The following is a 22721-nucleotide window of genomic DNA, read 5'->3' on the forward strand; positions in this document are numbered from 1 at the left end:
TTAAAAGGATATGAAAAATAAAAAAAATGCCTTAAACGGATCTGATTTATCAGCAGATAGATCCATGTTAAATTAAACCTACAAAAAATATGAGAAAAGTTATTTATGCGCTGATCTTACCGCTGGTTGTGGTAAGCGGACTAGTATTTGCTAATCGCGAAATTAAAAATGGAGCTTCTAAAGAGCCAACCCCAAAACCCCTCTCAGCTGCTGAAAGGGAAGCCGAATTGAAAAAATGGAAGGCTACCCCTGAGGGTGTAAAGTTTACAAAATGGGAAGCGTCTCCCGCAGGTAAAAAAGTGTATGCCGGTGCTGCTAAAATAAGGAAGCATATCACTGATTTTTCCAATATGGAGGCTGTTATAACCTCTCTTTCTCTTCCACCAGGGTCAAGATTAGGTTTCGGTTTGATGGCCAGGATTGATGGTGGCGATTATATTCTTAGTTTTGGGTCGGAAAAGTCTAATGAATTTCAGCAATTGCATAGCCTGAAAGTTAACGACAAAATAATTATAAGAAGCCATTTTGTATCGTACGCGCCCAAGTATTCATATCCAATAGTATCGGGCGACTATGTTGAACGAGATAGTAAAATAATTTATAAACGTGCCCCCCGCAAAGGCGGTTGCTGAGTGATTTCGAGTAAAATAAAGTGTATTTCAGTTACAAACAACAAAACCCACTTAGTATTTATTTTAAGTGGGTTTTGTTTTTCAGGCTACCTAAATAAACCCCGCAGGCTTGATAAGCAAGGCGCTGCGGGGTGGCAACCGCTACGTTACAGCTCTTTATCCTCGAACATCTTAGCGTCGCGGGTGTTCTTTTGTACGGCAATGGCCGAAAACATACTCAGGCAGAATGCCATGGCATAAAAGCCTTTCTCACTTAGCGTAATATCTGCATTCCATAGGCCAATCGTCAGCAGGATCATTGCCGCAATAGTGGCAAACCAACTCAGGCTGTAGTAAAGATCCGTAACGGCAAGCCCTTCAGACCTGTCCCTCACGCTTTTTTGTACGGAGATTACTGCGAATAAGCCAAATAATAAAATAGTGAAATAATAGCCTTTTTCGTTCAACTCCATACTTGCATTCCATAAGCCGATGCAATATCCCACCGCTCCTGTTAATAAGGCAAACCAGGAGGCGCCGATAAATGCGGCAGTCGGTTTAAACGGGCTTCTAACCTGCTCACCATGTTTTACGTTAGGTAAATTTTCTTCAATTCTGTTTTGTAGCGGTTCCATAATATTTTGTTTTTTGATTGATATGAAAGCAAATGTCGGATGTAAAATACACTTGTAAAAAGTAGAATTTGAAAATTACTGACGATATAAATTTGTAATTATCGTACTTTTACAGATACTAATATATCCATATGGACTCCATTCAAGAGTTAATAAGCCTGCTTAATAGCCCTGAAAAAAGACTTTTCAGGCAGTTTTTGCAGCAAAAAAACAAAAGAGAGGATGTGAAAAATTTGCAGCTGCTTGATTTGATAGAAAGTGACGATATAAATGGTTTAAACAAGCTCTACAACCCCGAGAAAAATAATGATGCATATTATGCTTTACGTAAAAGGCTGCAGGATAATTTGCTGCTATTTTTATCGCAGAAAACCTTTGAAAGCAATCATTCTGATACCTATGACGCGCTGCGCCTGCTCGTGGCGGGGCGTTTTTTGTTAGAAAATGATGTGGTCAAGATCGCATTTAAATGTTTGAATAAAGCTGAACGGCTGGCTGAACAGTTAGAACAGTTTAATTTGTTGAACGAGCTCCTGTTGCTGAAGATGCAGTATGCCCATCTGCCGGGAGCAGAAGACCTCGAAGCTTTGACCGGGCGCTTCCTGCAAAACCAGTCGAATATGCAACGCGAGGCCAAGCTCAATATGGCCTATGCCTTTTTGAGGCAAGAACTGAAGGAAATACACCTGAAAGGAAAAATCGTTAATTTGACTACCTTGATCCTGACCACAATCCGGAAATACAAAATTTCCGAACAGGACCTGATGACCTATAAGTCCATTTACCAAATCCTTTTCATCGCAAATGAATATGCGGCGATACAACAGAATTACGGATTGATAGAACGCTATATCAATCGAACGAATCAATTTATACAAGACCAGGCGTATAAAAAATCCTATGTTTTTTACCATTTATCCATTTTATATTTTTTGGCAAATTTTCATTTACGACGAATGGATTTCGCAAAGAGTAGGACCTATCTTAGAGAAATGATGGATTTAATGGAGACAGATCGTCGTTATTACGCGCTGTTTTACTTACGGCATCAGTTACTCTCTGCGCTCAACCTGTTCTTTACAGGCTTTGCTGAGGATGCAATCGAACTATTGCAGGAATCGCTCTCCAATACAAAGCATAAATCCAAACCAGAAGACATTGAGGATTTACGAATATGCCTAACCATGTTTTTAGCCTTGTGTAATGACCGAAGAAGTTTGAAACAACTGACTTTACTGACACGCAGCGATGCCTGGTATGAAAAAAAAATGGGGATGTTATGGACGATCCGAAAAAATCTGATGGAAATTCTGGTCCAGGCTCAATTCTCTAACATCGAGATTGCCATGTCTCGGCTAAATAGCTTCCGGCGGCGATATAAAAAATATCTGCTGAAAACTTCGGAGGAACGTGTGATATTATACCTGAGGCTGGTTGAAAAATATCTGCTAAAACCCGATGTGGCTTTTGAAACTGCCTATAGAAAGGCGGTTTTAAACCAGCTCAAGGGGGTAGAAAATGACGATATCTTTACGCTGAGCTTTATCGCCTGGTTGATTGCATGTTGGGAGAAAAAAACAGCGTATAAAGTTGTTCTGGCACTCATGCAGGAGGGAATCTCTACCAGGTGAAATTATTTTGAAGCATTACAGATTAATATTATCTTTGTAACTAAGATAATCAGTTGATAAGATATAAGATGGACAACGAGACACTCACACATATAAGAAGGCTGAGCCAGCAGTACGCATACACCTCTATTCAGATGCACGAAGCCATTGCGCGAAAGGCGGGTTTTTCAGGAACCGATCATAAGTACCTGGGGTTCTTCTTACAAAAAGGAGAAATGACAGCGGGTGAGTTGTCAGGTTTAACCGGCCTGACAACAGGTGCTGTTACCGGTTTAATTGACCGGTTTGAAAAGAGAAACCTCGTAAAAAGACGATTTGCCCCGGATGACAGACGGAAAGTTATCATTGTACCAAATGCGGAAAATATAATGACAGTCCTGGAACCACTGTACAGGGAGTTTCGCAGCAAGTCAGAAATTCTTTTAGCGTCATTTTCAACGGAGGAGATCAGGGTTATTGAAACCTACTTTTTAGATGCAATTGAAATCATGAATGAAACAACAGATAAACTCAAAATATGAGCGGTTATATACTTGCTTTTCAGGAAATCGATAGCACAAAGCTTGCAATGGTGGGGGGAAAAGGAGCCAATCTTGGGGAATTATCCCGAATTGAGGATGTACTGGTGCCGGAGGGTTTTTGTGTGACTACAAAAGCCTTTAAAGAAATTATAGGGGCTAATGAAGCGTTTAATTCACTGCTGGATCAACTGGCCATTTTAAAAGCAGATAAAAGAAATGATATCAGCGAAGCCAGCGCAAAAATCCGAAAGCTGATCGAAGAAACAGCGATTCCAGAAGATATCGCCAATCAGGTTACCCGATATTTGCAACAAATGGGTGAAAACAATGCCTTCGCTGTGCGTTCCAGTGCCACAGCTGAGGATCTGCCAACTGCGTCTTTTGCCGGTCAGCAGGATACTTATTTAAATATTATCGGGATAGGGCCAATTTTAAAACATATCCGCAAATGCTGGGCATCGTTGTATACAGACAGGGCAGTAGTCTATCGTTTGCAAAATGGATTTGACCATAGAAAGGTTTATTTGTCTGTTGTTATTCAGAAAATGATTTTTCCGGATGTAGCAGGAATTATGTTTACAGCAGATCCGGTTAACTCAAACAGAAAGGTCCTTTCTGTTGATGCCAGCTTTGGACTTGGCGAAGCGTTGGTTTCCGGACTTGTAAATGCCGATAATTATAAGGTTTCTGAGGGCAGGATTATCGATAAGAAGATACCCGCCAAGAAACTGGCTGTTTATGCCTTAAAAGATGGTGGCACGAAAACGCAGGAGGTAGAGTTAAAGAAACAGACCTGGCAAGCGCTGACGGATGAGCAGGTTTTACACCTGCATCGCATAGGCAGAAAGATAGAAGCACATTTCGAATGCCCGCAAGACATCGAATGGTGTTTGGCTAAAGGTACATTTTATATCGTCCAAAGCCGGCCAATCACTACTTTATACCCGATTCCTGAAGCAAATGATCAGGAAAACCACGTTTACATATCTGTAGGTCATCAACAAATGATGACTGACGCTATGAAACCCCTGGGGTTGTCTTTATGGCAGTTAAGAGCTGCCAGACCCATGTTTAAGGCTGGTGGAAGGTTGTTTGTTGATGTTGCAGATAGCCTGGCTACACCTGCTGGCAGGGAAAATTTATTAGAAGCCATGGGTCAGCATGATCCGCTCATAGAAGAGGCCCTGCAGACCGTCGTAGCACGCGGGGATTTTATAAAATCGTTACCAAATGATGAAAAAGCACCGATTCCTGTTAAAAGCACTAAGGGTATGTCGTCTGCGGATATTTTGGCGCAAGTGGGAAACGACCCTGCAACCGTCGCTGATCTGGTCAGACATAATGAGGCATCAGTAGCAGCGCTCAAACAAGACATCCAGACTAAATCAGGACCAGAGCTGTTCGATTTTATTCTGGAAGACATCCGGCAATCGAAGCAAATGATATTTGATGCACAACATATGGGTGTGATTATAGCTGCAATGAATGCTTCATCCTGGATCAATGATAAAATGAACGAATGGCTAGGTGAAAAAAACGTAGCAGACACATTTTCTCAATCCGTATCAAACAACATCACTTCGGAGATGGGGTTGGCGCTTTTAGACGTCGCAGATACAATTCGTCCTTATCCTGAGCTAATTGAGTATCTGCAACAGGTAAAAGACGATAATTTTTTAGATGAGCTGGTTCAGTTTGATGGTGGGCAGGAAGTCCGGAATGCTATTGAGGCCTATCTCGATAAATACGGTATGCGTTGTGCCGGTGAGATCGATCTGACTAAAACGCGGTGGAGCGAAAACCCCACTATACTTGTCCCGATAATTCTGGGTAATATTAAAAATTTTGAGCCTGGGGCCGGCAAGCTAAAATTTGAACAGGGGCTACAGGAGGCTTTGAAAAAAGAAAGGGAATTAGCAGACCGCCTGGCGACATTGCCGGGTGGTGAACAAAAAGTGAAGGAGACAAAACAAATGATCAGCCTGCTCCGCAATTTCGCGGGTTATCGGGAATATCCAAAATACGGTATTGTTAACCGCTTCTTTGTTTATAAGCAGGCTTTGCTGAAAGAAGCCGAACAGCTCTTACGAGCTAAAGTCATAACCGATAAAGCAGACATCTACTACCTTACTTTTGAAGAATTACGCGAAATGATACGTACCCATAAACCAGCTCATCAGCTCATCAGCAAACGAAAAGACGAGTTCAAAGCCGATGAAAAACTAAACCCGCCACGTGTGATCACCTCTGATGGTGAAATTATTTCCGGTAAATACAAACACGAAAATCTTCCGGGTGGTGCTATTGCAGGTCTGGCGGTTTCTTCAGGAATTGTAGAGGGACGGGCACGTGTCATTTTAAACATGGAGGATGCAGACCTGGAAGATGGAGATATATTGATTACCACCTTTACCGATCCTAGCTGGACACCATTATTTGTGTCGATAAAAGGCCTGGTTACCGAAGTTGGCGGAATGATGACCCATGGTGCAGTTATCGCACGTGAGTATGGCTTGCCGGCAATTGTTGGAGTAGACAATGCTACCAGGCTGATTAAAAATGGGCAGCGGATCCGGCTGAATGGAACGGAGGGATATGTGGAACTACTGTAACCTAGATCTGATATGGGTTTACTTTATTCTTGTTCTGAGTTCGGCAACAGGCATTTTTATTAATTTGCCCATTTGCTTCCCATTCCGATAAGTAACAAGGATTACATCATTTACGTCTTTTGGTATGATAAGTGGTCTTGTGTATTCCGGATAGTAATTATCAGGAAAGGAACCATCGTAGGAATAATGTACCTTCAGGTTGCTGACCTCCGTATCAAGCGTGAGTTTTACCAGATCGCCCTCCATCGCAGGTCGAAACATTGGATCGTACATACTTTTGGCGTATTTAATTTCGCCTATATCCATTCTTGTAAATTCGTGTTCAACCCGCCGCACAAAATCTGGCCAGTTTTTACTTTTTTTAGGTGACCAGACACATTCCGCTATTGCCAAGCCCCTTGGCCACAACATATATTGAGCGGCACGCATATTTTGAATCTGTTCAGTCCACAAATTTCCCTGAGCACCGAGAATAAGTTTTTCGTCAATACCATTGGGTACTGGCTCGAACGAGTATGTCTTTTTTAAACGAACCATGCCAGAGCTAGCTGGTTCTGCTGTCCATTCGCCCTGATTTTTATCACAGTATACAAAGTCTTCCGGACTCATCACCACCTGGTGACCAGCATTTGCAGCCTGTATGCCACCTTTCATTCCTCTCCAGCTCATCACTGTTGCCTCAGGTGGCAATCCCCCCTCTAGTATTTCATCCCAGCCAACCAATTTTTTCCCTTTTGACTTCAATATATTTGCCACCCGCTTGATAAAGTAACTTTGTACTTCATCCATATCTTTTAACCCTTCTCTCTTCATGAGTGCAAGTATTGCAGGATTGTTTTTCCAGAAAGTCTTTAAACATTCATCACCGCCAATATGGATATATTCAGCCGGAAAAAGAGCCGCCACTTCTGTAAAAACCGTCTCTAAAAAGGTGTAAACCTGTTCATTAGCAGGACAAAGGGTATTGTCTAGTAGAGCAATTGGTCCATCACTATGCCAGTTAGCAATTGTTTCGCCTACATTAACTGCATAAGTGCTATCGGTAGTACAACTAAGAGATGGATAGGAAGCAAGGGCAGCAAGGCTATGTCCGGGTACATCAAATTCAGGCAGTATAGTTATAAAGCGGTCGCCTGCATATTTTATAATCTCGAGCATATCATCCTGAGTATAAAATCCGCCATATGATTTAGGTTCATTTGCAGACGGTTTCCCGGTATTATTCCATTTTCCTTTGCGTTCCGGCCTCCAGGCACCCACTTCCGTGAGTTTAGGTAATGACTTGATCTGTAGGCGCCATCCCTGATCATCGCTAAGATGAAGATGTAGTAAGTTAAATTTATACTTTGCCATATGATCAATAAAATCCTTCACCTCTTTTTTAGAAAAGAAATGCCGGGTTACGTCGAACAGGATACCACGCCAGCCAAAGCGTGGGTAATCTTTAATTTTCACTCCGGGAATGGTCCAGGATAAATTGCTGATTTTCTTTTTACTTTCGATTTCTGCCGGTAACAGCTGAATCAGCGTCTGAACTCCGTAAAATAGACCAGCTCCAGAATCTGCAGTGAGCGATACACCAGAAGCCGTAACATTTAATTCGTATCCTTCTTTTATTCCTTTATTCCCTCCAGATAAGGTAAGGTGAATATTGTTTTTTGAAAATAACTTAACGATTTTAACTGGCATAAGATAACCCGTTGGCCCTGATAACTTTGCCGACAGGTATGCTGCAACACGTCTCAATTCATCATTATCTGAATTGATCTGAATGACTGTATTTTGCCCAAGCCTGAATTTACCTGCAGTTGTTTCAAGGCTTACAGGTTGAGGTATGATAGAAACCGGAGCTTTCTGGCTGTAACAATTTGACACCAGTAAAACAAGAACCTGAAAAAGAATAATTGGTTTCATAACCTCGTAATTTGTGCTATTCCCAAGCCATCCATGCCAATTGATTGAAAACCAATCTTAGAAAACACCATACACTTGCTTGTTATATAGCTGATAAAATTAGGACAAAGGGGCCCCGGATAATTCCGATTATGAATTGATTTTGCATACTTTATTAACATACCTCGACATTGTCCAGTACTGATGGATTTACTTGACCCAGTTTAAATGCGGAATCCGCGGCCATTTTCACCGAGATATGCAGCCCGGGAACAGAACAGTTTATTTTCCTGTTCAATCCGTTCAGCATTATAATATCTGGGGGATTATAGCTATTTTAGAGTAATCATTCCCGGTTAAAATGAACTGCTTAATTGTAGATGACAATATTATAGCGCTCACTGTGCTCAAAAAGCTGATCAGTATGGAACCTGCACTGGTAGTGGTGGGGGAGTGCTTTGACGCGGTAGCCGCTTACAAACAAATTCAGATAAACGATATTGATATCTTGTTCCTGGACATAGAAATGCCGGATATGAGCGGTATTGAACTGGTGAAAAGCCTGGGTGAAAAGCGGCCCATGGTGATCTTTACCACCTCTACAACTGGCTATGCAGCCGAAGCCTTTGACCTGAACGTAGTGGACTTTTTAATCAAACCCGTTCATCCCCCACGTTTTCTTCAGGCAGTAGAAAAAGCAAAAAGAATGCTCCTTACAAAAGGTATTTCTGTTGCCGATAAAGAAGACGAATTTGTATTTATACGCGACTCTAACGTGGTGCGGCGGGTTAAGGTAAGTGATATTTTATATATGGAAGCCAGAGGTGATTATGTGAGGATCAATATGACTGACCATACCTATTCCATTCATTCTTCCTTAAAATCAGTAGAAGAGAAGTTATCTAAAAATATGTTTTTAAGGGTGCACCGCTCGTTCATTATCAATGTAAGCAAGATAGATACCATAGAAGGGGGTACATTGATCGTACACCGCAACATGGTACCTGTCTCTGATGCCTACCGTGCAGGCTTATACAAGCGGATGCAGATCCTCTAGATTTTAATCCATAAATACAGTGCAGCGGCCAGTGCGCAGCCTATGATCGGGCCAATCACCGGTATCCAGGCGTATCCCCAGTTGTTTCCGCCTTTGCCGGCTACCGGCAATATCGCGTGCATAATCCTTGGCCCAAGATCTCTTGCCGGGTTAATGGCATAACCAGTGGTGCCACCCAGTGAAAGACCGATTACCCAAACCAGTAAGGTTACAGGCAATGCGCCAATAGAGCCCAATCCAATCGGACTTTTATCCGCACCCATTTCTGCATTGGTAAAATGGAAAATGACAAAGATGAGCACAAAGGTGCCAATGATTTCGCTGATCAGGTTAGATACCGTATTTGGAATAGCAGGCCCTGTGCAGAAAGTGGCGTGTTTGGCACCTTTGTCTTCCGTGCCGGCGTAAAAGTCTTTAAACAATAGCCAAACCAGGAAAGCGCCGGACATTGCCCCAATAAATTGCGCTGCAATATAGCTAGGCGCATCTGCCCATGGAAATTTTCCGGCAATGGCCAGTCCGATAGTTACCGCAGGGTTAAGGTGTGCACCACTATATGGCCCGGCAATAACGACGCCGACAAAAACGGCCAGGGCCCAAGCTGTGGTAATTACTATCCATCCACCGTTATTGCCTTTGGTTCCTTTCAAAACCACGTTGGCAACTACGCCGTTGCCCAATAAGATCATAAACATCGTGCCGAGCACTTCGGCTGAAAAAGGAGACATGTTGATTAGGTTTAAATTTGGTTTATAAATGATTAATTTTCGGCATTGGCTTTTGCTGCCTTTACTGCCCTGTTCCAACCTTTTATGCGTTCGGCAATGTCATCGGTATTGCCTGCGTTAAAATTCTTGTCAATTTGCCACTGTCCGCTGATGTCATCCATGCTGTTCCAGTAACCTACTGCCAGACCGGCAAGGTAAGCGGCCCCCAGGGCAGTTACTTCAGTCACTTTAGGGCGGATTACTGTGGTATCCAGCAAATCGGCCTGGAACTGCATCAGGATATCGTTGCTGGTGGCGCCACCATCTACACGTAATTCTTTAATGCGATGTCCGGAGTCTGCTTCCATGGCTTTAAGTACTTCCATGGTTTGGAAGGCGATACTTTCAATAGCTGCCCGGGCAAGATGAGCGGAAGTAGTTCCACGAGTGATTCCTGTAATGGTTCCGCGGGCATCCTGATTCCAGTGTGGTGCACCCAGGCCGGCAAACGCAGGTACCAGGTATACCCCCCCGGTATCCTTTACTTTCAGGGCCAGTGTCTCCACCTCGGCAGAGGAGCTGATGATGCCCAGGCCATCTCTCAACCATTGAACCACAGCGCCGCCAATAAAGATGCTGCCTTCCAGGGCATACTGTACTTTGCCATTTATTTTCCAGGCTATAGTGGTGACCAGGTTGTTTTGTGAAACGATCGGTTGATCGCCAATGTTCATAAGCATAAAGCAGCCGGTGCCATAAGTGTTTTTTACCATGCCCACTTCTGTACACATCTGTCCAAATAAGGCCGCCTGCTGATCACCGGCAATACCGGCAATCGGGATTTTTGCGGCCAGTACATTACCTGTGGTTTCTCCATAAACTTCACTGGAGGATTTAACTTCAGGAAGGATGTTTTTAGGGATGTTAAAAAGCTCAAGCAGCTCCTGGTCCCAGTCCAGGGTATGGATGTTATAGATCATGGTTCTGGAAGCGTTAGTTACGTCTGTAACATGAACGCGGCCATCTGTAAGTTTCCAGATCAGCCAGGAATCGATAGTTCCGAAGGCAATATCTCCAGCTTCAGCTTTTGCCCTTGCACCTTCTACATTATCCAGGATCCATTTGATTTTTGTGGCAGAAAAATACGCATCGAGTATCAGGCCTGTTTTTTCCTGTATATTTTTGGACTGGCCTTTGGCTTTAAGTTCATCGCAATAAGCAGAAGTACGCCTGTCTTGCCATACTATGGCGTTGTATAAAGGCTCCCCGGTTTTTTTATCCCACAGCACTGTTGTTTCGCGCTGGTTGGTGATGCCAATGGCTGCAATATCTGTTGGGGTAAGGCTTGCTTTTACAATGGCTTCGGTAGCTACTGCGATCTGGGTAGACCAGATCTCACTGGCGTCGTGTTCTACCCATCCAGGTTGAGGATAGATCTGTTCAAACTCCTTTTGGGCGATGGATACAATGCTTCCTTCCTTATTAAATACAATTGCCCTTGAACTTGTGGTTCCCTGATCAAAGGATAAAATAAACTTGCTCATAATTTATAATTGCAATAATGTGTAACAAAACGTAAGTATACGCAATCATTATCGAAAGTAAAAGATACTACGAGAAATTCAGCAATATTTTTATAAAAAAAGCATCCTCAGACGAGGATGCTTTTTGGGGATTACATAGGAATATATTATCCTCACACACAATAGAGATTAATTATTTTCGCGTTTGCGCTGGTTATCTCTGTTGGAAGTTTGATCAGAGCGCTGACCGCCTCCATTTGAGATGCCCTGTTGCTTTTTGTCTTGTTTTGCATTGTGAAAAACCCGGTCTGATGTAGGCCTGCCTTGCTCATTACCGGTATGCTTTTGATTGGGTTGATTTTTCATACTCTTACAGATTATTGGATAAACAGATTCGTTTATTTTATAACAGACCACAGCACGATATGTTTTATAAAAAATAACCCCGGCACTACATCGTAGTAACCGGGGCCTGTTTTCCATAGGGATTATGGAAGGGATATAGGATCTTTAAAATGTATAGCCAAGGGATAGTGCAAAACCGCTGTTCTTGCCTTTATCCTGGTTTTGATCATCTTTAGCAGCCGATTGAAAGTCCATCATGTACCTGCCATTGATGTTGATGTTTGGCGTAATGCTATAACCCAGGCCAATAACTCCGCCAGCTATTGACTTTCTTAAAGCATCGGTATCTGTTGTCGACGAGATTTCATCGCCATTGGCTTTTATTTCCGTTTTTTGCGATAACAGGAAAGAGGCCTGAGGTCCTGCAAATATGGTAAACTCAGGTGAAGGTCTGTATCCGATCAAAACCGGTATGTCCAGATAGTTCAGCTTTGAATTGATTTCTCCTGTGGTTTCGCCAACAGTCTCTTTTAATTTAAAACCTTTTTGGGTAAAAGTTGCTTCAGGTAAAAATGCGAATCCACCACCCAAAGGTAAATCAGCATATATCCCTGCTTGAAAACCGACTTTATAATCGGTTGAATATTCCTGGTCCAGAAAGTTATATTTACCAATTTTCATCAAATTGGCTCCAGCCTTAATACCAAATCTTATCTGGTCGTTTGCAGCTGTCTGCGTAGTTTGTGCGCTTGCCTTAAAGGTTAAACTACCTGCAGTTAAACCCAATGCTATAATGAATAATCGTTTCATAATCTTTGTTTTTAATAGGTTAAATTTAGGATGTGTATTGTAATAACCATGCCGGAATTGCAATGTAAAGGCCTTTTTATACGGTTATTTTTATTTTAAATTGCTGATAGTCAGCTTGTTTTTATTGATTTGTTTGCGCCGGTTTATAGCTAGTATCCGTTTTTTAGAGTTGTATTAAATCTGGTACAGGTCAAAAAAAAGCCACCCGATCGGGTGGCTTTCCTTAGGCTTTTGAGCGTTTAGAATTTTACGCCAAGTCCTACAGAGAATACCTGGTTTTTATATTCAGGGGTTTCTCTGCTGCCATCTTCATTGTTTTTCTGGAAATCTAAGGCATAACGGCCATGGATGTCAATTTTCTCATTGATGTCATACCTGAAACCAATCAGACCACCCACCAGGCTTTTTTTGAACCTGTCAGACTTGTCTTCAATGATCTCCTGCTCTGCTGTTCCAAAGCCGCTTTCAAATTTATTTTTTGTAGACATTAAAAAGGAAACCTGCGGTCCTGCTACCAGGTTTAAACCGCTGCCACCCAGGTTAATGCTGGCCAGGATCGGAATGTCAATAAAACTGGTGGTTTGCGTAAAATCGCCAAAAGCAGTTTCTGCTTTATAACCTTTGGTTGCATAAAGCAATTCCGGTGTAAAGGCAAGGCCTGTGATTAAAGGAATATCCAAAGTTACACCGGCATTAAAACCAGGATTTACTTTTGTTTTAAAATCATTATTGCCATCACCTTTAATGATGTTTGGAACGTTTAATCCTGCCTTAACACCCAGTCTGATCTGTGCATTGGCGGCAGTTGCTGCGAATAGGCCTATAGCCAAAATAAATACTTTTTTCATGTTGTGTTATTTTTTAGTTCATGTTACAAGCTGGCTTATGCAGTAGATATTAAGCTGCGTTAATCAGCCGGATGGCTCATCCCATCTGTATAGACATGTGAAAGAAATGTGCCAGAACTCAATGCTTAAACTGTCAAAATTTGTTAAATAGTGTTAAAAAGCATTTTGTTGATGTGCATTAGGAGTTTTAACATGTATTGATGTATATTTTAGATCAGGGAAGGCTTGGGTTATATTGTATCAAATTTGATACAATTACTGCCGGATACCTGTAAAATTTAGTTTAACTCATTTAAAGCAATTATCGCAATTGTGTTTTGCCGGAAAGAAAAATACCGCCCAACTGAAATACCTGTTAGACAAGCAAAAATGGAACTTTTGCTTAACTTTGAGGTTTAACCAACCATCGCACCAATGAATGTTAAGCATTTTCTTATAACTACTTTACTTTTAATAACTACTGTATTTGCTGTACAGGCACAACAAAAAACATATCTACAAACGTTGCAGGAACCAAATGAATGGGTAGATTCTGTATTTAAAAGGCTAAGCAAGCGACAAAAAATTGCCCAGCTTTTTTTTGTAAGAGCACATACCAATTTAGGAAAAGCCTTTGAAGACTCTATTGGTAAGGTGATCAGGAAAGAACGGGTGGGTGGACTGGTATTTTTTCAGGGAGGCCCTGGCAGGCAGGCCATTTTAACCAATACCTATCAATCGCTGGCAAAAGTGCCCTTATTGATCACTTCTGATGGAGAATGGGGGTTGGGTATGCGCCTGGACAGTACCATTTCTTATCCTTACCAGATGGCGCTCGGTGCTGTACAAAATAAAGAGCTGCTGTACAAAATGGGATTGGAAGTTGCCAGAGATTACAAAAGAATTGGCATGCACATGAACCTGGCACCCGACGTGGATGTAAATAATAATCCTAAAAATCCGGTAATCAATTTCCGGTCCTTTGGTGAAAACAAATACAATGTGGCCACAAAAGCCGCCGCATATATGAAAGGCATGCAGGATGGAGGTTTACTGGTAAGCATCAAGCATTTTCCCGGACATGGAGATACAGATGTAGATTCACATTATGACCTGCCCCAGCTGAAGTTTACCAAGGCCCGCTTGGACAGTCTGGAAATTTATCCTTTCAGGGAATTAATCCGTGAGGGAGCTGCAGGAGTAATGATTGCACATATGAATATTCCGGCATTGGACAATACGCCTAATATGCCCTCTACTTTATCTAAACCGATTGTAACCGGGCTGCTGAAAGAAGAGCTTGGCTTTAAGGGGATTGTGATCTCGGATGCGATGGGTATGAAAGGTGTAGTGAAACATTTTAAAGATGGTGAGGCTGATGTAATGGGAATTATTGCTGGCAATGACATTCTGGAGCTATCGGAGAACAGCGCCAGGGCTATAAAACTGGTTCGTAAAGCGGTAAGGGCAGATAGGATCAGTATGGACCAGATTGATGCCAGTGTGAGAAAGATCCTTATGGCTAAATACTGGGCAGGCTTAAATGTTAAGCAAAAGGTTAATGAAAACAACGTTGTAACAGAGCTGAACAGGGCAGAAAGCCTGACGTTGTTGCAACAGCTGGCCGATGCATCCATGACGGTACTGACCGGTAAAGACAACATCAGGCAGTTAAGCGCAGAGAAAAGAACTGTGGTTATTAGCATAGGCACTCCTGAAATAACCACATTTCAGCGTGAGCTGGGTGCCCATTATAAGAATACGGTTTTTTATACACTGGATAAAAATGCTTCAGCCAATCAGATTGCGAAGGTATTACGCGACCTGAAAGCATTTGACCAGATCGTAATTGGTATCCATGATACCCGCTTGCGTCCTGGAAATGGAATGGTGCTGAGTGCGGACCTGAAAATGTTTATCAAAGATATGTCGTTGAGCAATGCGGTATTTGCCTTATTTGCAAACCCGTACAATTTAGCGGCTTTACCTGGTTTGGAACAAAGTAAGGGCTTGATTGTAGCCTATCAGAAAGAAGATTTCATGCAAAAAGCTGCGGCCTCGGTAATCAAGAATCAGTTGAATGCTACAGGAAAGTTGCCGGTAACGGTAAATTCTTTTTTTAAATACGGAGACGGACAGTAGTATTTTTCTTGGCTTAAGCTGATTTTAGTTAACTTTACTTAATGCCTCAACAGCCTTTAAAAATATTACAAGCCTCCGCCGGATCGGGTAAAACATTCAGTTTAACAGCACATTACCTTACTTTGCTGTTGTCTGGTGAAAATAAATACCGAGAAATTCTGGCGGTAACCTTTACCAATAAGGCAACCGAAGAGATGAAAAGCCGGATATTGGATGTGTTACATGGCTTTGCAACCGGCGATGAAAAATTTAACAGTTACCGGAATATCATTATTAAAGCGAACCCTTCGTTAAACACTGAGATTTTAAAAGAAAAAGCAGATAAAATTTACCGAAAGATACTGCACGATTACAGCCGGTTTTCGGTAAGTACCATCGATGGTTTTGTGCAGAAGGTGATCCGTGGTTTTGCTTTTGAGTTGGGCCTGGATGCAGGTTATAGCCTGGAAATGAACTATGACAAGGTGAAAGATGACCTGGTTGGGAAGCTGGATGAGGCCCTGGACCACAACAAACAACTGTTGCAGTGGATCATTGACCTGGCCATTGAGCGGATCAACGACAATAAAAGCTGGAATTATAAAGCAGAACTGTATAACCTGATCAGTGAAATATTTAAAGAGCGTTTCCAGGTATTTGAGGAAGCCATTGAAGCGATCGGAGCTGACCATATCGATGAGCTGTTTAAACAGTACATCAGTATTACCAAGGCTGCAACCAAAAGCTTTGAAGAAGAGCTTACCGATCTGGCGATACAGGCCCAGGATGTATTCAACAGGTTTGGTGTGGAGAAAGAACAGCTCAACAAGAAATCCGTTAGCCCTCTGGCCAAAATTCCATTGATCATTAATGGTGATTTTTCTAAAGTAGAGGGGTTGTTCAATTATATAGATGAGCCAGAGATCTGGTTTCAGAAGAATACCCATCTGGATGAGTTTTACCAGGCGCTGAATCCTATACTGAAAGCTATAAAGGATTATTATTTGAGCAACCTGCCAGATTATACACTGGCCATTGCCTTTAGCAAAAACCTGTATTATCTCAGACTGATGCAGGAAATCGCATCCCTGTTAAAGGTATACCGGCAGGAGAACGACAATTTACTGATCAGCGATGCGCAAAAGCTGATCACCGGCATTACAGATGATGCAGGTGATAACCCTTCTTTCATCTGGGAAAAAGTAGGTTCACGCTACCGTAACTTTTTATTTGACGAATTTCAGGACACTTCGGTCAGCCAGTGGAATAGTTTCAGGTCACTGCTGACTAATGCCATTGCAACACCAACGGAAGAATTTACAGATCATCTGATTGTAGGGGATGCCAAGCAATCGATTTACAGGTGGCGCAATGGTGACTGGAACATTTTGCACAGGCAGGCGAAACTTGACATTGGTGCCGGCAGGGTGCTGGAGGAAAGCCTGGAAGAAAATTACCGCAGTGCTGAACACATCATTACTTTTAACAATTTCATCTATAAGTCTATCCCGCTGCTGCTGCAGAATGAACTGAATCAGGGTTTAGCGGGTAAGCCTGATGACTTATCCTCCTGGTGGCAGGAAAGAGGGTTTGACCGCATCATTACCGATATATACAGCTCCGCAACCCAAAAGTTTGCAGCCAACACTGCTAAAGGGGGGACGATTAAGATCAGGAAAATAAGTAAGGAAGATGTGCCTGAGGAGCAGCGTTTTACAGAGACGGTATTCAGGGACATTGCATTGAATGAGGTCATCTCAGAGATCAATTATCTTAAAACTGAACAGGGATATCTGGCAAAAGACATGGCCATCCTGGTGCGCTCAAACAGCGAAGCGGTTACTACCGTTAAGAAGCTGATGAGCCATGGTATAGCTGTAATTTCGGGGGAAGCCTTGCTGGTTTCGAATAACCTGGGGGTACAGCTGATCATAGACACCATGAAAGTTTTGATTGGTCTGGATAACCAGACAGCTTTGTACAAAGCAAACTGCATTGCCTTATACAATTCGCTGAATCAGGTGAGTCCTGATGCCAATCATTACCTCAATTTAAATAATGTTTCTTTTAGTGGATTAACTGCGGTTTTACCACAATCTTTATGTGAAAACTGGCAGAGCTGGATGCAGCTGCCCCTGCCTGAACTGGTTGAAATGCTGATTGAAAGTTACGGCCTGGGACGTATGGAAGCTCATTTGCCTTACCTGCTTGCTTTCAGAGACCTGGCGGCCAATGCAACAAGATTGGGTGAAAAGGGAATTGTTGCGTTTTTGAACTGGTGGGATGAGGAAGGTGTCAAAAAATCTTTACCCTCACCGGAAAGCGCCGAGGCAATACAGATCATTACCATTCATAAATCAAAAGGTTTGGCTTTCAGGGCTGTTTTCATTCCATTTTGTAACTGGGAAATTAAAGGTAAGGTCAACTCGGTTTTCTGGGTTTCGGCAGAAGAGACGGCTTTTAAGGCACTACGTGGCATACCCTTAAAGTATAGTGAATCGTTGGGTAGCTCAGCTGTGGCTAAAGCCTATTATGAGGAGTTGCTGTACAACAACATGGATGCCTTAAATATGTTGTATGTGGCCACTACAAGAGCGCGTGATTATTTGTATATCGCTACCATGGCAAAAAAAGATGCCAGTAAGCTCAGTACTATGGGCGATGTACTCAACCAGCTGTTTGAACAGGAGTTTGAGGAAAATAATGTCTATGAGATTGTTGCACATGTACCTGTATCAGCGCGAAGCACTGAAGACGGCCACCGGATAGCACTGGATCATTATCCAACCACCAACCGTTTGTCTGAACTGTACCTGCCTACCCAGGACAAACACTTAAAACACATCCTGAATATTCAGAAATCGGGAAGGAGGGGATCCTTGCTTCACGATGTGCTGGCTAATGCAGGCACAGAAAAGGAAGTGGATGACTACCTGTCGTACCTGGTTATGGAAGGGATGATCCTGGAGGAAGAAAATCCGGAACTCAAACTGGCGGCGTTGGATGTATTGAATAATCCTGAGCTGCAGGCCATTTTTGGCCGGGTCAGGGAGAGCATTACCGAAAAGAATATTGTGGATACACAGGGTAAAATGCACCGGCCTGACAGGGTATTGTTGAGTGCGGATGAAGTGATCATCCTGGATTATAAGTTTACCCTGACCGAGGCCAGGGAACATATCGACCAGGTTTTGAATTATAAAGCATTGTTTACAGAGATGGGTTATGAGAAAGTAAAAGGTTATTTGTTTTACGCGGTTACCGGCCAATTGAAATCAATTTAAATATGAAACCATTTTTACAGGAAGTTGCAGAAGATCTGGTCGCGAAATTTGGGAATGATTTACAATATTGTGCGGTCATTTTTAACAATAAAAGGCCTGCAGCCTATTTGCAGAAGTACCTGGCAGATATCCTGAAGAAGCCCTTTTTCAGTCCTTCTTTTTTTACGGTACAGGAGTTTTTTGCAAAATCGACCGATTACCGGATCGCTGATTTTTACATTCAGTTCTTTACCCTTCATAAAATCTATAACCGCTTGCTGAAGGAGGAAGGGATGGAAACGATCCCGGGAAATAAATTTTTTCCTTTGGCCAAAATTATGCTGGCCGATTTTGCACAGATCGACATCGACCTGGTGAATGCAGATCAGATTTACCGGGACCTGGAAGATATTTCGCTGATCAACAGGGATTTTGATTACCTGAGCCCGGAACAATACCAGTTTTTATCACAATTCTGGACCTCTTATTCTGAGGGAAAGCACAAACGGCAGCAAGAACTTTTTATCAGGATGTGGCACCGGATGCCTAAACTTTACCAGCAGTTTCATGCGGCACTAAAGGAACAGGGCTATGTGACCAACGGCCACGTTTACAGGAGTCTGGCAGAAGGAAATGTAAGCAAGACCGCTTTTATACAGGGATTTGAAAAAGGGAAAATCATTTTTGCCGGTTTTAATGCCTTAAGCAGGGCAGAGGCAAAGATCTTTGTCGATTTGCAGGAAGCCGGTAAGGCCTTGTTTTATTTTGATGCAGACCCTTACTATTTAGATGATCCTTTGCAGGAAGCGGGATTATTTTTACGTAAAAATATCCGGCAGCTGGGCATCAGAAATGTTTTTGAAAACAGTCCTGGTTTAATCCGTCATGAAAAACACCAGGTAAACGTGTATAGTGTGCAAGGGCAATCTGCACAGGCAAAAATTCTGAACACGATTTTAGAAGCAGATTATTTAGTTACGGAAGAGATTGGTTCTACAGCAGTTGTATTGGCTGATGAAAGTTTACTGATCCCTGCCTTGCAGACCATTCCCACCCATTACAATGGAATAGCAGTAGATCTTAATGTTACCATGGGCTTTGCCCTGGCAGCATCAAGCGTATACGGTCTGATTGATCTTTGGCTGGGTTGTCAGCTCGAGATCCAGCAAACGGGGCGGCTATCTTATAAAAATGTGGAGTCTTTTTTAACACATCCTTTAACTGGATTAAGTCAGGCCATGCGGGATAAAATTAAAACGGCTTTATTGGTAGAAAAGGAAGTAGAAATAAGTCAGACCAGGTTAGTGAATCAAAAGGGGCTGTTTGAGGTGTTCTTTAGGAAAGTCGTGCATGCTCCGGAGGTGATGCTGCAATTACTGGAAGTGATGAACTTTGTGCTGTCCAGACTCTCTAACGCAGGCTTGCTGAAAAAGATTGATGCCGAACTGTTTGTTAAAGCCATACAGGAACTGAATAGGTTGTATGATACTTTTGGCAGGCATATCGACCAGGAAGAAATTTCATTTATCCTTTCGCTGGTACAGAAAGCTATCATCGGCCTTGCCGTTCCCCTTTCGGGCGATCCTTTAAAAGGCATACAGGTAATGGGCCTTCTGGAAACCAGGAACCTTAATTTTGATAAGGTGGTGATCCTGGGTTTTAATGAAGGGATTGTACCTAAATCGACTGCAGGTAACAGTTTTATCCCCGACAGTCTTCGCCGGGTTTATGGTTTGCCGGTCTTGGAAAACCAGGATGCCATATCGGCTTATATGGTGTACAGACTGATCCAGCGGGCTGGCAGCATTAATTTTGTTTACAACAGTTTAACGGATGATGCTACTTCAGGCGAACCCAGCAGGATTTTAAAACAGCTGGCTTATGAAAGCGGTTTTGAATTCAATTACTATACCCTGGACCTGGATGTAAGAACAGAGCCCATTAAGGAGATTGAAATAAAAAAGGAAGGAAATGTTGCGATACAGGAAAGTTTGCAGCGCTACCTGAACAAACAGCGTACCCTGTCGCCATCTGCGTTAACCCAATATATCCTTAATCCCATTGATTTCTTTTTCAATTACATTGCCGGCATTAAGGAACCGAAGGAGGTTACCGCTGTTGTAGAGGCCAATGAAATCGGTTCTATTTTACACAAGGTGATGGAATATTTTTATGAGGATTGCATCGGACAGGAAATTACAGCGGCATTGCTGAATGAAAAAAGAAAAATTATACCTGGTTTAACAGAAAAGGCCTTTGCTGCGGTAATTTTCAATAACCCGGAAAGGTCCGTGCCTTTTAAAGGGATGCAAAAGGTGATCCTGGCCATTGTCGAAGCCTATGTAAATATCATTGTGGCACAGGATGAAACACAAAGCCCTTTCCGTATCATTAGCCTGGAGCAAAGGGTGGAAGCAGACATCAGTTTCCCTGTTCATGGAAAAGAAGAAAGCATCAGGATTGGAGGGGTCATTGACCGCGTTGACCTGAAAGATGGCATTACCAGGATCATAGATTATAAAACAGGAAGTGATAAGCTGACTTATAAAGATATTCCGGAGTTGTTTAATACCGATGGCAAATATATCAATAAAGCGCTGATCCAGACTTTGCTATACACCTACGTATATGAACAGTTTTCTGGTAAAACTGCTGTGGAACCCAATTTATATATCGTAAAAACCATGAGCCAGGACGGTGTCTGGTTTAAATCGGGCAGGCAAAACTTGTCTGGCCATTACCTGGAAGAGGTAAAGCCGGAGTTCTTATCGGCACTAAAAGAAAAACTTACGGAGTTATTTGAGATGCCCTACTTTAAATCTTCCAGGATTGAGGACAATTATAAATACTCTATTTATAAAACATTATTTGGTAAGTAAGGAGCAAAGTGTAATTAAACCAATACGTTTTAATGTACTTGCAAAACATATATTTCCAGGCCTAACGCTTTGTTTTTAAAGGTTTCAGCAATATGGATAAACTTGCATTTGAACGCAATTTTATCTAAGTTTGCCCCAGTAAATATTTGAATATACAATGAGAGAGATTCAATTTAGAGAAGCTTTGCGTGAAGCCCTTAGCGAAGAAATGCGTAAAAATGAAAACGTTTTCCTTATGGGCGAGGAAGTTGCGCAATACAACGGTGCTTATAAAGTTAGTCAGGGTATGCTTGATGAATTTGGCGATAAGCGTGTAATTGATACACCAATTGCTGAATTGGGCTTTGCCGGCATTGCTATAGGTGCTGCAATGAACGGATTGACTCCGATTGTAGAGTTTATGACTTTTAACTTCTCTCTGGTTGCAATAGATCAGATCATTAACGGTGCAGCTAAAATGTTGTCTATGAGTGGCGGACAGTTTCCTGTGCCAATCGTATTCCGCGGGCCAACTGGTAATGCTGGTCAGTTAGGTGCACAGCACTCTCAGAATTTTGAGAACTGGTATGCCAACTGCCCGGGTTTAAAGGTTGTGGTTCCTTCTACTCCTTACGAGGCTAAAGGATTACTTAAGCAATCAATTATAGACCCTGATCCGGTTATTTTCATGGAATCAGAGGTAATGTACGGCGATAAAGGAGAAGTTCCTGAAGAAGAATATTATTTGCCTATAGGTAAGGCCAATGTAGTTAAAGAAGGTACGGACGTTACCATTGTTACATTTGGAAAAATGCTGACACGTGTGGTAAACCCTGCTGTGGAAGAATTAACTAAAGAAGGAATCAATGCCGAAGTAATCGATTTACGTACTGTACGCCCTATCGACTACGCGACCATTATTGAATCTGTTAAGAAAACAAATCGCCTGGTTGTTGTTGAAGAAGCCTGGCCTTTGGCTTCTATCTCTTCTGAAATTGCATTTAATGTTCAAAAGAATGCTTTTGATTATTTAGATGCACCTGTATTGCGCATTACCTGTGCCGATGTCCCATTGCCTTATGCCCCTACACTGATTGCTGCAAGTTTGCCAAATGCAGAAAAAGTTGTAAAAGCAGTAAAAGAGGTATTGTATCTGAACAAATAAGCTGTTGTTTCTTTTAAGCACATTATGATATATGATCCTGCCGGTATACCGGCAGGATTTTTTGTTAACATTATATTTATTTGAGATGTCAATTGTTAGAATTAATTTTGGCGGCAATTGTACGTTAGGATATCAAACAGAA

16 protein-coding genes are annotated in these 22721 nt (G+C 42.2%); 9 read left to right on the forward strand and 7 right to left on the reverse strand.

Features of this window, described 5'->3' with window-relative positions; all coding sequences use genetic code 11:
- Window positions 1-89: 89 nt before the first annotated feature.
- The gene (locus R2Q85_RS05000) at window positions 90-632 is read left to right on the forward strand and encodes a hypothetical protein (protein ID WP_316810645.1); all 543 of its coding nucleotides are present in this window, start codon (window positions 90-92) and stop codon (window positions 630-632) included.
- A 146-nt stretch (window positions 633-778) separates the two neighbouring features.
- On the opposite strand, the gene yiaA is transcribed toward R2Q85_RS05000, so the two are convergent.
- Window positions 779-1246 (reverse strand): inner membrane protein YiaA, encoded by a 468-nt coding sequence (gene yiaA / locus R2Q85_RS05005; protein WP_316810646.1) that lies wholly within the window; start codon window positions 1244-1246, stop codon window positions 779-781.
- Between the two features lie 131 nt (window positions 1247-1377).
- Between yiaA and R2Q85_RS05010 the strand changes: the two genes are divergently transcribed.
- Genes R2Q85_RS05010 through ppsA form a run of 3 tightly spaced genes read left to right on the forward strand, consistent with a single transcriptional unit; the run spans window position 1378 to window position 6010 of the window.
- On the forward strand, window positions 1378-2877 hold the full coding sequence (locus R2Q85_RS05010) for a hypothetical protein (protein ID WP_316810647.1): 1500 nt from the start codon (window positions 1378-1380) through the stop codon (window positions 2875-2877).
- A 53-nt stretch (window positions 2878-2930) separates the two neighbouring features.
- On the forward strand, window positions 2931-3398 hold the full coding sequence (locus tag R2Q85_RS05015; protein WP_316810648.1) for a MarR family winged helix-turn-helix transcriptional regulator: 468 nt from the start codon (window positions 2931-2933) through the stop codon (window positions 3396-3398).
- The gene (gene ppsA, locus R2Q85_RS05020; RefSeq protein WP_316810649.1) at window positions 3395-6010 is read left to right on the forward strand and encodes a phosphoenolpyruvate synthase; all 2616 of its coding nucleotides are present in this window, start codon (window positions 3395-3397) and stop codon (window positions 6008-6010) included. Before R2Q85_RS05015 ends, ppsA begins: the two co-directional genes overlap by 4 nt.
- Window positions 6011-6028: 18 nt before the next feature.
- On the opposite strand, the gene R2Q85_RS05025 is transcribed toward ppsA, so the two are convergent.
- Window positions 6029-7924 (reverse strand): beta-N-acetylhexosaminidase, encoded by a 1896-nt coding sequence (locus R2Q85_RS05025; RefSeq protein WP_316810650.1) that lies wholly within the window; start codon window positions 7922-7924, stop codon window positions 6029-6031.
- A 340-nt stretch (window positions 7925-8264) separates the two neighbouring features.
- Here R2Q85_RS05025 and R2Q85_RS05030 point away from each other — a divergent pair, with 340 nt between their 5' ends.
- A complete protein-coding gene (locus tag R2Q85_RS05030; RefSeq protein ID WP_316810651.1) occupies window positions 8265-8960 on the forward strand; it encodes a LytTR family DNA-binding domain-containing protein in 696 nt (231 codons plus the stop codon).
- Here R2Q85_RS05030 and R2Q85_RS05035 read toward each other — a convergent pair.
- The 5 genes from R2Q85_RS05035 to R2Q85_RS05055 form a co-directional block, all read right to left on the reverse strand.
- Window positions 8957-9688, reverse strand: coding sequence for an MIP/aquaporin family protein (locus R2Q85_RS05035; protein ID WP_316810652.1), 732 nt, complete (start codon window positions 9686-9688; stop codon window positions 8957-8959). The two genes, R2Q85_RS05030 and R2Q85_RS05035, sit on opposite strands and share 4 nt — an antisense overlap.
- A gap of 32 nt (window positions 9689-9720) precedes the next feature.
- The gene (glpK, locus tag R2Q85_RS05040; RefSeq protein ID WP_316810653.1) at window positions 9721-11211 is read right to left on the reverse strand and encodes a glycerol kinase GlpK; all 1491 of its coding nucleotides are present in this window, start codon (window positions 11209-11211) and stop codon (window positions 9721-9723) included.
- A 168-nt stretch (window positions 11212-11379) separates the two neighbouring features.
- Complete coding sequence (locus R2Q85_RS05045; protein ID WP_015809985.1) at window positions 11380-11556, reverse strand: hypothetical protein; 177 nt, start codon at window positions 11554-11556, stop codon at window positions 11380-11382.
- Between the two features lie 144 nt (window positions 11557-11700).
- Window positions 11701-12345 carry a porin family protein gene (locus tag R2Q85_RS05050; RefSeq protein ID WP_316810654.1) on the reverse strand — a complete coding sequence of 215 codons (645 nt, stop codon included), beginning with the start codon at window positions 12343-12345 and terminating at the stop codon, window positions 11701-11703.
- 239 nt (window positions 12346-12584) lie between these two features.
- Window positions 12585-13193 carry a porin family protein gene (locus tag R2Q85_RS05055; RefSeq protein ID WP_316810655.1) on the reverse strand — a complete coding sequence of 203 codons (609 nt, stop codon included), beginning with the start codon at window positions 13191-13193 and terminating at the stop codon, window positions 12585-12587.
- Window positions 13194-13607: 414 nt separating this feature from the next.
- Between R2Q85_RS05055 and R2Q85_RS05060 the strand changes: the two genes are divergently transcribed.
- The 4 genes from R2Q85_RS05060 to R2Q85_RS05075 all read left to right on the forward strand — a co-directional run bounded on the left by R2Q85_RS05060 (window position 13608) and on the right by R2Q85_RS05075 (window position 22579).
- Window positions 13608-15314: a glycoside hydrolase family 3 protein gene (locus R2Q85_RS05060; protein ID WP_316810656.1), complete on the forward strand. Its 1707-nt coding sequence runs from the start codon at window positions 13608-13610 to the stop codon at window positions 15312-15314.
- Between the two features lie 41 nt (window positions 15315-15355).
- Window positions 15356-18577 (forward strand): UvrD-helicase domain-containing protein, encoded by a 3222-nt coding sequence (locus tag R2Q85_RS05065; protein WP_316810657.1) that lies wholly within the window; start codon window positions 15356-15358, stop codon window positions 18575-18577.
- 2 nt (window positions 18578-18579) lie between these two features.
- The gene (locus R2Q85_RS05070) at window positions 18580-21435 is read left to right on the forward strand and encodes a PD-(D/E)XK nuclease family protein (protein ID WP_316810658.1); all 2856 of its coding nucleotides are present in this window, start codon (window positions 18580-18582) and stop codon (window positions 21433-21435) included.
- A gap of 157 nt (window positions 21436-21592) precedes the next feature.
- Window positions 21593-22579 carry a pyruvate dehydrogenase complex E1 component subunit beta gene (locus R2Q85_RS05075; protein WP_316810659.1) on the forward strand — a complete coding sequence of 329 codons (987 nt, stop codon included), beginning with the start codon at window positions 21593-21595 and terminating at the stop codon, window positions 22577-22579.
- Window positions 22580-22721 lie beyond the last annotated feature (142 nt).

This window comes from Pedobacter heparinus (assembly GCF_032678725.1).
Taxonomy (GTDB): Bacteria; Bacteroidota; Bacteroidia; order Sphingobacteriales; family Sphingobacteriaceae; genus Pedobacter; species Pedobacter heparinus_A.

Coding starts and splice junctions, on each gene's coding strand:
- R2Q85_RS05050 (WP_316810654.1), bottom strand. CDS start 12,345: ATGAAACGATTATTCATTATAGCATTGGGTTTAACTGCAGGTAGTTTA.
- R2Q85_RS05070 (WP_316810658.1), top strand. CDS start 18,580: ATGAAACCATTTTTACAGGAAGTTGCAGAAGATCTGGTCGCGAAATTT.
- ppsA (WP_316810649.1), top strand. CDS start 3,395: ATGAGCGGTTATATACTTGCTTTTCAGGAAATCGATAGCACAAAGCTT.
- R2Q85_RS05000 (WP_316810645.1), top strand. CDS start 90: ATGAGAAAAGTTATTTATGCGCTGATCTTACCGCTGGTTGTGGTAAGC.
- R2Q85_RS05035 (WP_316810652.1), bottom strand. CDS start 9,688: ATGTCTCCTTTTTCAGCCGAAGTGCTCGGCACGATGTTTATGATCTTA.
- R2Q85_RS05010 (WP_316810647.1), top strand. CDS start 1,378: ATGGACTCCATTCAAGAGTTAATAAGCCTGCTTAATAGCCCTGAAAAA.
- R2Q85_RS05025 (WP_316810650.1), bottom strand. CDS start 7,924: ATGAAACCAATTATTCTTTTTCAGGTTCTTGTTTTACTGGTGTCAAAT.
- R2Q85_RS05075 (WP_316810659.1), top strand. CDS start 21,593: ATGAGAGAGATTCAATTTAGAGAAGCTTTGCGTGAAGCCCTTAGCGAA.
- R2Q85_RS05060 (WP_316810656.1), top strand. CDS start 13,608: ATGAATGTTAAGCATTTTCTTATAACTACTTTACTTTTAATAACTACT.
- R2Q85_RS05065 (WP_316810657.1), top strand. CDS start 15,356: ATGCCTCAACAGCCTTTAAAAATATTACAAGCCTCCGCCGGATCGGGT.
- yiaA (WP_316810646.1), bottom strand. CDS start 1,246: ATGGAACCGCTACAAAACAGAATTGAAGAAAATTTACCTAACGTAAAA.
- R2Q85_RS05055 (WP_316810655.1), bottom strand. CDS start 13,193: ATGAAAAAAGTATTTATTTTGGCTATAGGCCTATTCGCAGCAACTGCC.
- glpK (WP_316810653.1), bottom strand. CDS start 11,211: ATGAGCAAGTTTATTTTATCCTTTGATCAGGGAACCACAAGTTCAAGG.
- R2Q85_RS05045 (WP_015809985.1), bottom strand. CDS start 11,556: ATGAAAAATCAACCCAATCAAAAGCATACCGGTAATGAGCAAGGCAGG.
- R2Q85_RS05030 (WP_316810651.1), top strand. CDS start 8,265: ATGAACTGCTTAATTGTAGATGACAATATTATAGCGCTCACTGTGCTC.